The organism is Bradyrhizobium sp. CCBAU 051011, from assembly GCF_009930815.1.
GTDB lineage: Bacteria > Pseudomonadota > Alphaproteobacteria > Rhizobiales > Xanthobacteraceae > Bradyrhizobium.
Genome location: NZ_CP022222.1, coordinates 3,834,811 through 3,850,931 on the forward strand (window position 1 = coordinate 3,834,811; position 16,121 = coordinate 3,850,931).

15 protein-coding genes are annotated in these 16,121 nt (G+C 60.0%); 12 read left to right on the top strand and 3 right to left on the bottom strand.

The window, feature by feature from the left end:
• Window positions 1-40 precede the first annotated feature (40 nt).
• The 6 genes from ACH79_RS18105 (at window position 41) to phaC (ending at window position 8,982) form a co-directional block, all read left to right on the top strand.
• A complete protein-coding gene (locus tag ACH79_RS18105; protein WP_161852209.1) occupies window positions 41-1,363 on the top strand; it encodes an NAD(P)/FAD-dependent oxidoreductase in 1,323 nt (440 codons plus the stop codon).
• Between the two features lie 89 nt (window positions 1,364-1,452).
• Window positions 1,453-2,844 carry a cytochrome ubiquinol oxidase subunit I gene (locus ACH79_RS18110; RefSeq protein ID WP_161852210.1) on the top strand — a complete coding sequence of 464 codons (1,392 nt, stop codon included), beginning with the start codon at window positions 1,453-1,455 and terminating at the stop codon, window positions 2,842-2,844.
• A gap of 5 nt (window positions 2,845-2,849) precedes the next feature.
• Window positions 2,850-3,845 (top strand): cytochrome d ubiquinol oxidase subunit II, encoded by a 996-nt coding sequence (locus tag ACH79_RS18115; protein WP_161856426.1) that lies wholly within the window; start codon window positions 2,850-2,852, stop codon window positions 3,843-3,845.
• Entirely contained in the window at window positions 3,838-5,733 is a 1,896-nt protein-coding gene (locus ACH79_RS18120; RefSeq protein ID WP_161852211.1) for an ATP-binding protein, read from the top strand. The genes ACH79_RS18115 and ACH79_RS18120 overlap by 8 nt, the downstream gene beginning before the upstream one ends.
• Window positions 5,723-7,099, top strand: a complete 1,377-nt coding sequence (locus tag ACH79_RS18125; RefSeq protein WP_161852212.1) for a sigma-54 dependent transcriptional regulator — start codon at window positions 5,723-5,725, stop codon at window positions 7,097-7,099. Before ACH79_RS18120 ends, ACH79_RS18125 begins: the two co-directional genes overlap by 11 nt.
• Before the next feature lie 164 nt (window positions 7,100-7,263).
• Window positions 7,264-8,982, top strand: a complete 1,719-nt coding sequence (phaC, locus tag ACH79_RS18130) for a class I poly(R)-hydroxyalkanoic acid synthase (protein WP_161852213.1) — start codon at window positions 7,264-7,266, stop codon at window positions 8,980-8,982.
• Window positions 8,983-9,155: 173 nt separating this feature from the next.
• On the opposite strand, the gene ACH79_RS18135 is transcribed toward phaC, so the two are convergent.
• Window positions 9,156-9,344: a hypothetical protein gene (locus ACH79_RS18135; RefSeq protein ID WP_161852214.1), complete on the bottom strand. Its 189-nt coding sequence runs from the start codon at window positions 9,342-9,344 to the stop codon at window positions 9,156-9,158.
• A 267-nt stretch (window positions 9,345-9,611) separates the two neighbouring features.
• Between ACH79_RS18135 and ACH79_RS44005 the strand changes: the two genes are divergently transcribed.
• The 6 genes from ACH79_RS44005 to ACH79_RS18160 all read left to right on the top strand — a co-directional run bounded on the left by ACH79_RS44005 (window position 9,612) and on the right by ACH79_RS18160 (window position 14,222).
• Window positions 9,612-9,923, top strand: a complete 312-nt coding sequence (locus tag ACH79_RS44005; protein WP_246738587.1) for a hypothetical protein — start codon at window positions 9,612-9,614, stop codon at window positions 9,921-9,923.
• A complete protein-coding gene (locus ACH79_RS18140; protein WP_161856427.1) occupies window positions 9,920-11,386 on the top strand; it encodes a TolC family protein in 1,467 nt (488 codons plus the stop codon). Before ACH79_RS44005 ends, ACH79_RS18140 begins: the two co-directional genes overlap by 4 nt.
• 12 nt (window positions 11,387-11,398) lie before the next feature.
• Window positions 11,399-12,772 (top strand): multicopper oxidase family protein, encoded by a 1,374-nt coding sequence (locus tag ACH79_RS18145; protein ID WP_161852215.1) that lies wholly within the window; start codon window positions 11,399-11,401, stop codon window positions 12,770-12,772.
• 59 nt (window positions 12,773-12,831) lie between these two features.
• Entirely contained in the window at window positions 12,832-13,293 is a 462-nt protein-coding gene (locus ACH79_RS18150) for a cupredoxin domain-containing protein (protein ID WP_161852216.1), read from the top strand.
• Window positions 13,294-13,327: 34 nt separating this feature from the next.
• Complete coding sequence (locus ACH79_RS18155; protein ID WP_161852217.1) at window positions 13,328-13,630, top strand: copper-binding protein; 303 nt, start codon at window positions 13,328-13,330, stop codon at window positions 13,628-13,630.
• A gap of 106 nt (window positions 13,631-13,736) precedes the next feature.
• A complete protein-coding gene (locus tag ACH79_RS18160; protein WP_161852218.1) occupies window positions 13,737-14,222 on the top strand; it encodes a DUF411 domain-containing protein in 486 nt (161 codons plus the stop codon).
• An 80-nt stretch (window positions 14,223-14,302) separates the two neighbouring features.
• Here ACH79_RS18160 and ACH79_RS18165 read toward each other — a convergent pair whose 3' ends face one another.
• Together ACH79_RS18165 and ACH79_RS18170 are read right to left on the bottom strand one after the other, a co-directional pair.
• A complete protein-coding gene (locus ACH79_RS18165) occupies window positions 14,303-14,593 on the bottom strand; it encodes a hypothetical protein (RefSeq protein ID WP_161852219.1) in 291 nt (96 codons plus the stop codon).
• 1,252 nt (window positions 14,594-15,845) lie between these two features.
• Entirely contained in the window at window positions 15,846-16,085 is a 240-nt protein-coding gene (locus tag ACH79_RS18170) for a hypothetical protein (RefSeq protein ID WP_161852220.1), read from the bottom strand.
• Window positions 16,086-16,121 lie beyond the last annotated feature (36 nt).

Here is a 16,121-nt window from a genome sequence, read left to right on the forward strand (position 1 = left end):
CGCGTTTGGACGAGCTGTGAACTGATCGGTTGAGGCCATCATGAGCAAGCCGCAGTTGGGAAAATCCCGGATTGTCATCGTCGGAGGCGGAGCCGGCGGATTGGAGCTTGCGACGCGCCTGGGCGACAAACACGGACGCAAGGGAAAGCTCGACATCACACTGGTCGAGCGAAAACGCACGCATGTGTGGAAGCCGAAGCTCCACGAGATTGCCGCCGGGAGCATGGATATCTCAGCTCACGAGGTCGATTATCTCGCGCAATCCTACTGGCACGGCTTTCGCTACCGGATCGGGGAGATGATCGGGATCGATCGGGATCGCCGTCAGGTGCAGGTGGCGCCCTATTTCGATGCTGAAGGCCGCGAGGTCACGCCGAAGCGGACCTTCGACTATGACGTCCTCGTCGTTGCCGTCGGAAGCCAGAACAACGACTTTGGCACGCCTGGAGTCGTGGACCATGCGATCAAGCTCGAATCGCAGTCGGATGCACGGCGGTTCCACGAAAGAATGGTCAATGCGTGTATCCGCGCGCATGCCCAATCGTCACCTCTGGGAGCGCATCAATTGAAGGTCGCAATCATCGGGGCCGGTGCGACCGGCGTCGAACTTGCGGCCGAGCTCCACAGAACGACGCGTGAAGTGGTGGCGTACGGCCTCGATCAGGTCGATCCTCAGAAGGACATCAGGATTACGCTGATTGAAGCCGCCGAACGGGTGCTTCCCGCCCTGCCGGAACGAGTCTCGAAAGAGACGGAGAAGTTGCTTGGCAAGCTTGGAGTCGATGTGCTGGTCGGCGCCAAGGTCTCCGAGGTCGGGTCCGACCATGTGAGCCTGACGGACGGCCGGATGATTCCCGCTGAATTGATCGTCTGGGCCGCGGGCGTCAAGGCGCCCGATTTCCTCAAGGACATCGCGGGTCTCGAAACCAACCGCATCAATCAGCTCGTCGTCCGGCCGACACTGCAAACAAGCCGCGACGACGGCATCTTTGCCATCGGCGACTGCGCGGCCTGCTCGTGGGGTGAGCGCGGCAACGTACCGCCGCGCGCGCAGGCGGCCCACCAGCAGGCCTCGCATCTCTATTCCCAGATTCCGCGTTATCTGCGGGGCGAGCCGATCAAGGACTACAAGTATAAAGACTTCGGATCTCTGGTGTCGCTCGGCGAATTCAGCACGGTCGGCTCGATGATGGGAGCGCTTGTGGGCGGCAACCTTGTCTTCGCGGGCATCTTCGCAAGGATGATGTACCTGTCTCTCTACAAGATGCACGAACACGCGCTGCACGGCTCGGTGAAAGTTGCGCTCGACACGTTGGCCCGCCTGATCACCCGGCGGACCGAGCCGCACGTGAAGCTTCATTGATGGCAGGTCGCAAACGGGATGAGCATCGCATCGACTGTTGCGTGTTCGACCGACCTCGATGCGCTGCGTCGAGAACGTAGGGGAAGCTGATGGAGGCCGTGTTTCTCGCGCGCATACAGTTTGCCGCCAACATCACGTTCCACATTCTGTTTCCGTCGATCTCGATCGCGTTGGGCTGGGTACTGCTGTTCTTCAGGTTGAAGCATCTGCGCGCAACCGATCCGCAGCAGAAGCTCGATTGGCTCCGTGCCTACCGCTTGTGGACCAAGGTGTTCGCCCTGACATTCGCGCTCGGGGTCGTCAGCGGCGTCACCATGAGCTTCCAGTTCGGCACCAACTGGCCGGGCTACATGGAGCGCGTCGGCAATATCGCCGGCCCGTTGCTCGGCTATGAAGTGCTGACCGCATTCTTTCTGGAAGCGGGTTTTCTCGGCGTGATGCTGTTCGGTCACCGCCGCGTCGGAGAGATGGTTCACCTGGGAGCGACCTTCCTCGTCGCGCTCGGGACGCTGATGAGTGCGTTCTGGATCCTGGGCCTTAATTCCTGGATGCAGACGCCGGCGGGATACGAAGTCATCGATGGGGTGTTTCACGCCAAGAACTGGCTGGAGATCATCTTCAATCCGTCCTTTCCGTATCGTTTGGTTCATATGACGCTGGCATCCGCGCTGACCTGCGCGTTCCTGCTTATCGGGATCAGCGCCTGGCAGCTCCTGAAAGGCGTAGCGACGGCCAGTGCCTCTCGCGTGCTGCGGACCGGGCTCATTTTCGCTGCCCTGATCGCGCCCGCACAAATGTTGGCGGGTGACCTTCATGGGCTCAATACACTCAAGCATCAGCCGCAGAAGATCGCGGCCATGGAGGGTATCTGGGAGACGACGCGCGGTGCTCCATTGCTGCTGTTCGCGATCCCGGATGATGCGGCGAGAACGAACCGTTTCGAATTGCCTGTGCCGAAGCTCGCGAGCCTGATCCTCCGCCATGATGCAAATGGCGAAATCAAGGGGCTGAACGAGTTTCCATCGGCCCATCCGCCGGTCTTTCCGGTGTTCTGGTGCTTCCGGATCATGGTGGGGACCGGCATCCTGATGTTGCTGGTCAGCTGGATCGGTCTGTGGAGGCACTGGCGCGATGGCTGGGATTTCGCCCGGATGCCGCGACCAATGCTCAAGCTGTTTGCTGGAATGACCTTTGCCGGTTGGGTTGCAACCATTGCCGGATGGTATGTCACGGAAATCGGACGCCAGCCTTTCATTGTGTCGGGTCTCATTAGGACGGCCGATGTCGCCTCACGGGTCCCGTCGTCAAGCATTGCCTTGACGCTCGCAATCTACACTGCGCTCTATCTGGCCTTGCTCGCCGCGTATGTCGGCGTGCTGAAATACATGTCGGAAGCTGCGGAAAAGCCCACCGGCCCTATCACATCGAAAGACCTCGCGGAGAGCACGCACCAGTATCAGCGCCGGGGAGAATTCGCATGAGTTCGATGTCGTTCGACGAACTACTCCCGCTCATCTTCATCGGGTTGATGGGGGTCTCGCTGCTCGTCTATGTCGTGAGCGACGGATACGATCTCGGGGTCGGCATGTTGATGCATCGAGCGACTCCCGAAGAGCGGGATACCATGGTCGCATCCATTGGCCCGTTCTGGGATGCCAACGAAACGTGGCTGGTCCTTGGCGTCGGCCTGCTCCTGGTTGCCTTCCCCAAGGCGCACGGACTGGTCCTGTCGGAATTGTACCTGCCGACCGCTCTCATGCTGGTCGGGCTGATCTTGCGCGGCGCTGCCTTTGATTTCAGGGTCAAGGCCAAGGCCGACCGGAAGGCGATGTGGGACCGCCTGTTCATCGCCGGGTCAATGCTCGCGTCCGTATGTCAGGGCTGGATGCTCGGCCGCTATATCAGCGGCTTCGGCGAGGGCTGGAACTATCCGATCTTTGCTGGCGCAATTGCGATAGCGCTGCCGATGGCATACGCGCTGCTCGGTGCGACATGGCTGGTGATGAAGACAGACGGGCAACTCCAGGACAAGGCGATCGAATGGAGCAAGATCGCCTGGCCACCGATGGTCCTTGGCTTGATCCTGATCTCGATGGCAACGCCGTGGATCAGCGAGACCGTTCGTGTCAGGTGGTTTACCTTGCCCGCGATGATTGCGGTGGCGTCGATCCCAATCACAACGGGCGTTGCGCTGCTGGCGGCGCGCCTCCTGCTCGGTTCGCCAGCCGTGCGTGGCAGCCTGTGCTGGCTGCCCTTCGCGTTGCTGGTGCTCGTCTTCTTCCTGAGTTTCCTCGGCCTCAGCTACAGCATCTATCCCTTCGTGGTGATCGACAGGCTTACCGTCTGGCAGGCCGCCAGCAGCCCCGAGTCGCTCAAAATCATCCTGATCGGGGTTTGTGTCACGTTGCCCGTCATTATCGCCTACACAGGATTTTCCTATCGCGTATTCCGGGGCAAGACCATAGAGTTGGACTATGCGTGAGTGGTCGTCTGGGGTGGCCGACGCTCCTCGGTTTGTCCTGGTTCACAAGATGACGGAGCTTCCATCCCTGGTGAACATCAAGAGGAGTCCCGAAGTCAGTTCAGTGGTATCGGGCTCCATACGTTGGCTTGTTCGTGGAACAGCTGCCCTTGCCCTGGTCGCTGCCGCTTCGTGGCTTGGATATGCCGTGTCATTCCAGCGCGGACTGGACCATTTGCACGTCGCTGCTCAGCAGCGGCTAGCGGTGGAAGCGGCCAGGCTCGACGGTCATCTCTCCAGATTTGAATATTTGCCGTCACTGCTTGAGACGTCCCCGAGCGTTTTACGACTGCTTGGCGATCCTGCTGATGCCGCGCTGCAGCAATCGGTTAGCCTGTACCTGAAGTCGATCAATCTGCTTGCGGGAGCTGACAACCTCTACGTCCTGGGCGTCTCCGGCGAGACGCTGGCCGCAGCCGATTTCGACAAACCGGGTACGCCGTTTGGCGAGAACCTGTCCTATCGCCCATATGTGAGCGAGGCTCTCTCGAAAGGCCGAGGAGCGTTTTTCGGTGTCGGCATTACCAGCGCCCGCGCTGGCTACTATCTCTCCTATGCCCTGAAGGAGGGCGGAGTGACGAGGGGCATCGCCACCGTCAAGGTCAACCTCGATTCGTTTGAGCGCGCGTGGCGCGACATTGACAGCGATATTCTTCTGCTCGACGAGCGCCGGGTCGCGATACTTTCCTCTCGCGACGAGTGGCGCTTTCGTCCAATGGAGCCGCTGTCGCTTCAGATGCACGACGAGATTTCGCGATCCAAGCCATACGGAAACCACGAGCTCAGGCCGCTTCGATGGACTTTTGTTGCTCAGTTCTCGGACGGCGCTGCACGCGTCACCGTAGAAAACGGCGCGGCCTACACCGTCAGCGAACGGCCAATCAACCACGGTCAGTGGAAGCTGATCCTTCTCGATGACGAGGCGCCAACACGGCAGACCGCGCTTATCATTGGCGCGATGTCGGGTCTCGCCGCCATTGTTGCGTTGCTGGTGGCCGGTCTCGTTGAGCAGCGCGGGCGAGCGATCAAGCAACGATTGGCCAACCAGGCGGCATTGCAGGCCGCAAACGACATGCTTGAGATCAGGGTGCAGGAACGAACCGCCGAACTGCGGGCTGCGCAGGATGAGCTTGTCCATGCCGGCAAGCTGGCCGCCCTCGGCCAGATGTCGGCCGGAATGGTGCACGAATTGAACCAGCCGTTGGCTGCGCTGCAGACCGCTGCCGACAATGCGATCTTGCTCGTTGATCGTGGGTCGATCGGCGATGCCCGTGGAAATCTCACCCGGATTGGCGAATTGATACGCCGGCTTGGGCGCCTGACCGGTCAGCTGCGGATTTTCGCGTACAAGTCGAGCAGCCCGCTTGACGTGGTCTCCGTTGAACAAGCCGTGGCTGAATCCCTCAAGATACTCGCCGCGCGCATCAAGGAGGGGCGAGTCGACGTCGTGACGGACATCGATGCGAATCTCTGCGTCGTTGCCGATCAGACGCGGTTGGAGCAGCTGTTGTGCAACATCGTGGCGAATGCGCTGGACGCTGTAGAGAGCGTGGAACAGAAGTCCGTCCTGATTCGAGCGACCAGGGAAGACGGGCAGATCCCTCGTTGCCGCATCGCCATCAGCAACAGCGGTCCGGCCATCGCGCCCGACGTTCTCCAGCGCATGTTCGAGCCGTTTGTGACGACCAAGCCTGCAGGAAAAGGGCTCGGCCTTGGTCTGATGCTCTCCAATCACATTGCGCGCTCTTTTGGTGGTGAGTTGCGTGCGCGAAACCTGATGCCGCGTGGTGCCGAATTTGTCGTGTTCCTTCCATTGGCCGACCCAACAGAGGCTTCGAATGAGCGATGACCAATCAATCGGAGTGATCTACGTCGAGGACGATGACGATGTCCGGATCGGCGGCGTTCAGGCGCTCGAGCTTGCAGGATTTTCCGTTTCGGGATTCGTCTCGGTTGAATCCGCTAATGGAGCCGTTCGCTCCGAAATGCCGTTTGTCGTGGTCTGCGACGTGCGCCTGCGCGGCAAGAGCGGCCTTGACTGGCTGTCCGATCTGCGCCGACTGGACCATGATCTGCCGGTGATCCTGATCACCGGGCATGGCGATATTTCCATGGCCGTGCAGGCAATGCGGAACGGTGCCTACGATTTCATCGAGAAGCCATGCTCCTCGGAGCAGCTCGTCTCGGTGGTGCGTAGAGCGGCCGAAAAGCGACGGCTCACCCTGGAAGTACGCTCGTTGCGATCTGTCCTGGCGGACCGCCAGGGCATCGAGGCGAGCTTGCTGGGACGGTCGCCGCAGATACAGGAAGTGCGCAGGCTCGTATCCACATTGGCCGCGACCAATGTTGACGTCACGATCTATGGCGAAACCGGAACCGGCAAGGATGTAGTTGCGCGCTGCCTCCACAATCACAGCGGCCGACGCCGCGGCAATTATGTTGCGGTGAACTGCGGCGGCCTCCCCGAATCGCTGGTCGAGAGCGAGTTGTTCGGCCATGAGGTGGGAGCATTTACCGGCGCCACCCGTCAGCGTATCGGAAAGATCGAATATGCGAATAGCGGAACGCTGTTCCTCGACGAAATCGAAAGCATGCCGCTGAGCGTGCAGGTGAAGTTGCTGAGGTCGCTGCAGGACCGATCGATCGAGCGCGTCGGCTCGAACAAGCCAATTTCCGTGGATTGCCGTGTCGTTGCGGCGAGCAAGGCGAATTTGCTCGAGCTGAGCGAGAAAAAGCTGTTTCGCGCCGATCTCTACTATCGCCTCGGCGTCGCATTCGTCGAACTGCCGCCGCTCCGAGAACGGCGCGAGGATATTCCCTTGCTGTTCGAGCACTTCACGCTGGATGCCGCCAGACGGTTCGAGCGCGACGCGCCGCTATTGGACGAGCAGACGCTGTCCGTCTTGCTGGCCTATTCGTGGCCGGGAAACGTACGGGAGCTTCGCAACGTCGCCGATCGCTTCGTGGTTGGCGTGCTCGACGGCAAGGCCATCAACAAGTCCGGACTTGGCGCGTCGGATGTGTCGTTGCCTCGACAATTGGAAAACATCGAGCGGTCGATCATCGAGGACGCGTTGCGGCGCAAGCAGGGCGACGTTCAGGCGACTGCAATGCTTTTGGGTATCCCGAAGCAGACGTTATACGACAAGATCAAGCGTCTTTCCGTCAACGTTGACGGGATCAGAGAGGGGACAGTTGTTCGCTCCAGCTCCTGACGACAAAGAGCGGCCATTGCGAAGCCCCGGACCGGCTTGACGGCAGAAGCCATGGGACCGTCGAACAGCAGACAAGCTCTCGGCGCGTACGAGAGAAGGGCGCCAGACAGAAGCTGCCCGAACAGGAAACGAACGAGATCTTCAATCTGAGTGAGGGGTAAGTGATGAACCGACCATTCAACGTTCCTGACGAATTCGTCGATGGGTTCATGAAGGCGGGTGCGAGCCTGTGGCGATCGCTGGGGTGGGTGCCGAATGCCGATCGCGACGGCACGGCGTTCAGCTCAACCCTGAGTTCGTCAGGGCGTATCGCCGAGTTGCAGGCCGACCATTTGATGCGTCTTTACCAGCTCACGGAAAACGTCTTCAAATCGGCTGCAGGAATGCAGACCGATGCGACGCTCGAACCCGTGCGCGGCGATCGCCGGTTCAACGGTGCGGAATGGCGGGACAATTCGCTCTACAGTCTGTTGAAGCAATGCTATCTCTTGAATTCGCGCTATTGCACTGACTTCGTCGAAGCGCTGGATCTGGACGAAAAGGAAAAGCATCGGCTGCGCTTCTTCACGCGCCAACTCGTCGAGGCGATGAGTCCGACCAATTTTGTCACCACCAATCCCGACGTCATCAAGCTCGCGAAGGATACCGAAGGCCAAAGCCTCAAGGCAGGCCTGGACAATTTGATGTCAGATCTTGGCAGGGGCAGTCTGACGATCACGGACGAGGGCGCTTTCGAGGTCGGAAAGGATGTCGCGGCATCCAGGGGCGCGGTGGTATTCGAGAACGACCTGTTTCAACTCATTCAATATGAACCGGCGACGGAGCAGGTGGCTGTGCGGCCCTTGTTGATCGTGCCGCCCTGTATCAACAAGTTCTACATTCTTGACCTTCAGCCAGCCAATTCCTTCGTGCGGTTTGCGGTCGAGCACGGCATGACGGTCTTCATCGTTTCCTGGCGCAACCCGGATGCCTCTTGCGGGCATTTTGGGTGGGATGATTACGTCGAGCATGGCGCAATGCGCGCTATCGAGATCGCCCGTTCGATTTCCGGCGCCGACAAGGTCAACGTCGTCGGCTGGTGCGTCGGCGGCACGATCCTGTCGTCTGCGCTCGCTATCCTGCGGACGCAAGGCGACGAATCGGTCGCCAGCGTGACACTGCTGACGACCATGCTCGATTTCCGCGAACCGGGTGATCTCGGCGTATTCGTGGACGAGGAGAGTGTGTGGCAGCGTGAGCAGACCATCGGGAATGGAGGCATCTACCGCGGCGCCGAGCTCGGATTCGTCTTCCAGACCCTGCGCTCGAAAGAGCTGATATGGCCGAACGTGATCAATAATTACCTGAAGGGGAAGTCGCCCGAGCGTTTCGATCTTCTGTTCTGGAATGCCGACGTAACCAATCTGCCGGGACCGATGTATTGCTGGTACATCAGGAACATGTACCTGGAGAACAATCTCCGGGAACCGAACAGACTGACGATGTGCAACACGTCAGTCGATTTGGGGCGGGTCGATCTGCCTGCCTATGTTCTGGCGACCGTCGAGGATCATATCGTGCCGTGGCGGTCGGCCTATCGAACAACGGGCCTGTTCGGCGGCGACACGCGCTTTGTCCTCGGCGCGAGCGGACATATCGCCGGCGTGATCAATCCGGCGTCGAAGAACAAGAGAAGCTATTGGGTGTCGGACAATCGATGCGACGATCCGGCGACGTGGCTGGCTGGCGCCGATGAAAAGCCCGGCAGCTGGTGGAACGACTGGATTGCCTGGCTCAAGCCATGGGCGGAAGAGCAACTGCCGGCGCGCACGCAACTCGGCAGCAACCTCTATCCTCCCGGTGAATCCGCGCCCGGCCGTTATGTGAAGGAAAAGGCGGCCTGACGGGAAGCGAGACCTCGTTTGGCCGTTTCGTGCAATAGGCCCGCCGAATCTACGGTTGATGGGGAGGGCCCCGTCGGGTACTTGGCGGAATCGGCGTTTGGGGTTAGTTTGCTGCAATGTTCGTTCGCTTCACGAGGTCGATTCGCGCTAAAGCGGGGTGGTTTGTCGCCCTGCTATATCTGTTTTGCGTGCTCGCGCCGGGCGTTGCGCTTGCTGTTGGCGATGCCGCGTCGTGCCTCTTGCATCAGATTCCCCCGGCCGCCGTGCATGTGCACGAGGACGCCTCGCACGAGCACCATGAGGTGCACGGGAACCAGCAGTCGAGCCACCACGCCGACGCAGACCGCACCGAACACGATCATGCAAAGCACGGGCACGGCAAAACTTTGCCGGGACCTTGCTGCGCCATGCTCTGCCTGTCCGCGCTCCCAGCCGATTTGCCCGGTCTGGCCAAGCCCTCGCAGCCAACCTCGATCTGCGTCTTAGAGAGGTTCCAGCGCTTGCCGGGCGAACCGCCCCCTCTGCACTATCGTCCTCCCATCGCCTGATCTGAAGTAACCAAACGTGGGCAGTGGTGCGCGCATCAGCGCGCGCCTGCCTGTGGTGAATCAGAGATCAGGGATACATTCATGTCTGCGCAGCTCGGGGCGAACTTCGCCGCCGTTCATTCGGCCGTGCAACAATTCAATAGACGCAAATCCGGAATCCTTCTCGTGGGAGTGGCCCTCGCGGCCGTCACTCTGGGAGGATGCATGGCGGCTACTGTTGCGCTAATTGGCAGCGATCCCGCGGACCCCAGCGTCAAGGTAGCCGGGGTCGGATACCGCTCAACAATTGCTCCTTACACCAGCCTTCGCCCGACCGCTCCGGCCCCGTGGCGCCAGCAGAACGAACGCGTCACTCCGGCCCCCAAGTCTGGCCAACAGGAGCGCGAACAATGAATCGGATTTTTCGAATTGCGCTAATCCCAGCAGGTCAGCTTCGATTGAGGCCGGCGTACCTGGCTGCACTTCTTTCAACTGTTGCTTTGACGGGATGCGCGTCCTTCTCGGCCGATCGCGGAATGAATGTCGTCGCCACCGTTGCCGACGAGACGATCAAGAAGGATGTGGTGTCCATTCGCACGGCCGATGATGCAAAGTGGGCGAGGACCGCCGTTCAAAGCCTTCTGCGTCGAGCCCTGACGGTGGATACCGCCGTCCAGGTCGCGCTCCTCAACAATCGGGGCCTGCAGGCGGCATACAACGAACTGGCATTGGCCGAAGCCGAGTTTGTCGGGGAAAGCCTGCCGCCCAATCCAACCTTCGCGATTTCTCGCATCGCAGGCAACGGCGGGTACGAGATCGAGCGTCAGGTCGTCGGCGACATTCTGGCGCTGGCCACCCTGCCGTTCCGGTCGGAGATTGCTCGTCAGCGCTTCCACAAGGCTCAGTTACGTGCGGCAGAGGAGACGCTGCGGCTCGCCGCCGAGGTCAGGCGCGCCTATTACGGTGCGGTCGGGGCCAACGAGCTTGTCGTCCTGTTTACCGATGCCAAGTCCACTGCGGAATCCACGGCGCAGCTCGCTTTGAAGCTCGGAGAGACCGGATCGCTGAACAAGCTTGATCAGGCCCGCGAACAGGTTTTTTACGCCGAGGTCACGGCCGATCTTGCGACGCTTCGTCAGGATGCGACAAGCTCCCGCGAGCGCCTGATCCGCCTACTTGGACTGTGGGACGGCGACCTGGGCTTCCGGCTGCCAGAGAAGTTGCCGGCCTTGCCGCGCCGGCCGTTGTCGCTGCCGCTCATCGAGGTAGATGCCGTCGCACATCGGATCGATCTGCAGATGGCCCGCATCGAGTTGGGTCTTCTTGCGAAGTCGCTCAAGCTCACGGAGGCAATTCGGTTCGTCACGCTTCTCGATCTTGCGGGGATCGACAAGAAAACCCGCGAGCCGGAAGGCGCTCCATTCCGGGAACGCGGTTTCGACATTCAATTCCAGATCCCGATTTTCGATGGCGGCGAGGTGCGCGTCCGGCAAGCCACTGAAATCTACAACCAGGCATTCAATCGTCTGACCGAAAAAGCGGTGGACGTGCGATCGGAAGCGCGCGACGCATACCGCGTCTACCGATCGCGCTACGACATCGCTAGCCATTACCAGCGCGAGATCCTTCCCTTGCGCCAGATCATCACTGAGGAGATGCAGCTTCGCTTCTCCAGCATGCAGATAGACGTGTTCGCGCTATTGACGGAAGCGCGGCAGCGTCTGGCCTCACTGCGCGCTGCAATCGACGCCAAGCGGCAATTCTGGCTGGCGCAATCCGACCTGCAGACCGCCGTTAATGGCGGTGGCTCTGGCGCGACAAGAGAAACTCCAACGACGACAGCCGCGGCAGCGCCGGCGGCCAACGCCGGACACTAGAGGAGATCGACGATGTTTTCACGCAGAGGATTTCTCGGCACCGCGGCTCTTGTCGGCGCAAGCGCCGTGACCGGCCGTGTCCAGGCCGCAGCCATTCCCGAAGCGCCGACGATGGACAAGGCGGTGATGCAACCGCCGCTGCATCCGACGTCGGGCCCCGAGTATCGCCCGGTCGTTACGCTCAACGGCTGGACGCTGCCGTGGCGCATGAACGGCGACTGGAAGGAATTTCATCTCGTCGCCGAGCCCGTGGTGCGCGAATTCGCCGAAGGCATGAAGGCCAATCTATGGGGCTATAACGGCCAGGCTCCAGGGCCGACCATCGAGGCGGTGGAAGGCGACAAGGTTCGCATCTTCGTCACCAACCGCTTGCCCGAAGCCACCACCGTACATTGGCACGGCATGATCTTGCCGTGCGGTATGGACGGCGTCGGCGGCGTTACCCAGCCGCACATCCCGCCCGGAAAAACCTTCGTCTACGAGTTCCAGCTCAAGCACAGCGGAACGTTCATGTACCACCCGCATTCCGACGAGATGGTGCAGATGGCGATGGGCATGATGGGCATGTTCGTCGTTCATCCGCGCGATCAATCGTTCCGGCCGGTCGACCGCGACTTCGTCTTCGTGATGAGCAGCTATCTGATCGACCCCGGCACCTATTTGCCGAAGGTCAACGAGATGACTGACTTCAATATGTGGACCTGGAACAGCCGCGTGTTTCCCGGCATCGATCCGCTGCCGGTGCGCCTTGGCGATAGAGTGCGCGTTCGGATCGGCAATCTCACGATGACCAACCATCCGATCCATCTGCATGGTCACAAATTCGTGGTCTCGTGTACGGATGGCGGATGGGTTCCGGAAAGCGCGCAATGGCCGGAGACAACGACTGACGTGCCAGTCGGCGCTGTCAGAGCATTCGACGTGCTGGCGGATAACCCCGGTGACTGGGCGTTCCACTGCCACAAATCACACCACACCATGAACGCCATGGGCCACGACATGCGCAACATGATCGGCGTGTCGAAGAAGGACCTCGCCAAGGCCGTCGGCAAACTCGCACCCGACGCGATGGTGATGGGTTCGACCGGCATGTCGATGGGCACCATGGAAATGCCCGCCCCGGACAACACGCTGCCCATGATGACCGGCACCGGCCAGTTCGGCCCAATCGAGATGGGCGGCATGTTCACGGTGATGAAGATCCGCGAGGGAATGGCGCGCGACGACTACTCCGATCCCGGCCCCTACAAATTCCCGCCCGGTACCGTCGCCTGGGAAGTAGCTGCGCCTGCAGCCGCGCCCGCGCGGCAAGAGACGCCGGCAACTTCCCCGCCGGCAACGAAAAACAAGGACCACAAGTCCATGCACAAGGGAATGAAGATGTAGCAACTGTCCCGCGACTGCCTTGAACCGACGACCCTCGAACCGACAACGAGTAAACGACTATGAAGAACATGACCACGACTACGCTGGCGCTGACTGCACTCGTCACGCTGGCTTGGCCCGCAAACGGCCACGACAAGAGCGCCCACGAAAGTTATTCGGCAGGCGAGCCCGGCAATCCCAAGAAGCGATCTCGTACCATCGAGGTCAAAATGAGTGAGATGGAATACAATCCCTCGCGCATCGAGGTGAAGCGCGGCGAACAGATTCGCTTCGTGATCCGCAATGTGGGCAAGGAAGACCACGAATTTCTGCTCGCTACCACGGAAGAAAATCTGAAGCACGCCGAGGACATGAAGAAGAATCCACACATGGAGCACGACGATCCGAACGGCGTTCGACTCAAACCGAGCAAGTCGGCGGAGATCGTCTGGAAGTTCACCAAGGCCGGCACGTTTGAATATTCGTGCCTGATCCCCGACCACCGCGACTACGGCATGATCGGCAAAGTCACGGTGAAGTGAGACGAAGGCTCCAAGCCTCAAGAAGGAGACAACCATGAAGAAACCAATTCCCACGCTGGCGGCCGCGATGTTCGCCACGATCTTGTCGCTGCCCGCTGCATATGCGCAAGGCAACGCCGCTCAAGGCGAGGTCAAGAAGATCGACGCGTCGGCCGGCAAGATCAGCCTCAAGCACGGACCGATCAAAAGCCTCGGAATGGACGAGGGAATGACGATGGTCTTTCGCGTCAAGGACCCCGCCATGCTCAAGCAGGTCAAGGTCGGCGACAAGGTCGAGTTTGAAGCCGAGAACGCGGATGGCGCGTACACCGTGACGAAGATGCAAAAGAGCAAGTGAGCGGAGCCCACTGCGCTATCGTCATTCCGGCTGCGCCGCGAAGCGGCGCATCCGGGTCGACGCTATCAAGACGGCGTTAAAAGCCCGCAAAAGCAAGGTGAACCACATGAACGAAATGCGATACCGTATTGCCCGACGATCGTTTCTGGGCCTGATCGCTGCGGCAGTTGCAGGACAGATGGTCGGGCGGACCTTTGCCGCTGCACCCGCCATCACCGTCCATAAGGATCCAAACTGCGGCTGCTGTTCGCGCTGGATCGACCATCTCCGAAGCACTGGTTTCTCGGTCGATGTGCACGAAACTGCTGATCTCGCACCGATAAGGCAGCAGCGCGGAATTCCGCGAGAGCTGGCTGCTTGCCACACTGCCGCAGTGAGCGGCTATGTCCTCGAAGGGCACGTGCCCGTGCTCGCAATTCAGCGCTTGCTGGCAGAGAGCCCCAACGCCAGGGGCCTCGCTGTTCCGGGCATGCCAATTGGTTCGCCGGGAATGGAGGGCGGCGAGCCTCAGCCTTACACGGTCGTGCTTTTCGGACCGGCTGGGCAAACCCCTTACATGCGGTTCATCGGAAATCGGCAGCTTGACAAATAGGTCTCCGGACCAGGCACTTTGAATCGGTCGGCATCGCTGAGATCGGCGCTTTAGCTGCGCTCTAAATGATCCTCAACGTTCTAACTGCGTTGCAGCATTCTCCGCCCTAGAACAGGCGCTATCGCTCGCGGCCAGAGGTTGAAGAAGAAAACAAAAATGATCGCAACGATCCAGCCGTAGACCATGCTCGCGACAAGACCGTAGATAAAGCTACCGACCGTGATCAGGTTGAAATTGGGAAAAAGAGCCGGCAGAAGTGCATGGCCTTTCAAATCCGGAAAGGCCAGCCAAAGCACCACGCACATTACGTAAATCACCTGAAACAACATGCAGGTGGCAAACATGGTTCGCACATAAGCAAGCTTGGTCATGTCCGTTCTCCCGTTTTAGGTATTCTCTCACGGAACGAACGCACCACCTTGATGGAGATCAATTTTGTCTGCCGCCCATGGCCTCCTTGACGCAGGAGACGAAGGCCACCTTCATTTTTTCTTCCCCTTTCCATGACGGCCCGGCGCAGATCCAAGAGCCTGTTGCGATGACCTGGCTTCCTCTGGCCTGGAGGCGTGAGGTCGTAGTCCACACCGTAGGTCATGACGGCATGTCGGATCCGGGTGTTCTTTGATCCACGCCAAAACTTCTTCGGTGGCCGCCGGAATGGGCCCACTTCCCTTCACCTAGCGCGACAAGCTAGCCGCTACTTGGTTGCGGTTTCTCGTACGAACCTAACCCGATTTGGACATAGCTACCTATCGTGGACCAAGCCTCTGCAGGCCCAGACGATTCTGTGCCAATCTGATAGGTAGGAAGGAGGTAGACCAACGGCTGATGAAGCAGGTTGGGCGTCGTTTATCCTGTTCGTGCGACAATGCCGCGAATCAACGATCAATAAGAAGAACCGTAGTCGGGTCGAATGTGGAGCGGTAGTCCGATGGCCGCCGAAGCGGACTAATGCGCAACAATGGATCAATGCCGCTGATTTGCCCGACGTGTCAAAGTTTTTCGCGGGATCGCTCAGGGCATCGACCAATTTGCTACTTTGCATGGGGTTGCTTTCGATATTTTGGTTGGAGCGGCTTGCCGAGCCGTAGCTCGCGGGCAGCGCCCGCCTTCGCCCAAGTGGGCTACGGCGCGGCAGCCTTCACTCGCTTCGCGAGCGAAGGTGGGCCCGGCAGGACTCGAACCTGCAACCAGACCGTTATGAGCGGCAGAACACTGCGTTTTTGTTCGATTTCGATCGCGTTTGTTGCGTTCCAACCAGGTTGTTTCTGGTGCGAAGCTGGTGCGGTTCTCGGTTGCGGCCCTTGGCGAGTAGGCAACGCGTTCCGCGACCGCATGAGAAGCGAAAAGCATCTACTCAAATCGAGACTTTCCGCTTGTGACCCAAAGCATCGCAATCGGCGCAGCCATGCTTTCTGCACCTCGCGTAAGACGAAGATGGTGTACGGCCGCCGAGCTCAAACGGTTCCTCCTGCAGCAGCCGAAGAACAGGTGACCTCGCACAGTGGTATCTCCCGCCGCTAATGCACCCGCGCGGCGTTTCCGCCGGGCTCTTCCACCCGAGACCGATGGGCCGATTACGCGCACCTCAATGGAGGTCGACACGCGCAGGTCTGTGACCGCCTAGGCGGCTGTAGTCAGTCGCGACGTCCTGGCCGGATCAGCAGCGGCGCGGCGCGCCGCTACCGCCATCCAGTCCCGCAACAGTCCCTTGTCCTCCTTGGAAAACGACGCCCGCCGCTTAAGATCGTCGAACGTGTCATCGGGATGGCATCGCTCGAAATCCTCTCGGATCAGCGATTCCAGGTAAATCCGTTCCTCCTCATTGGTTGGGGAGAGACCGTAACAGGAGCTGGTCGGCATGGCTGACCTTCGGTACTCGATTTCGGCATGATCCTG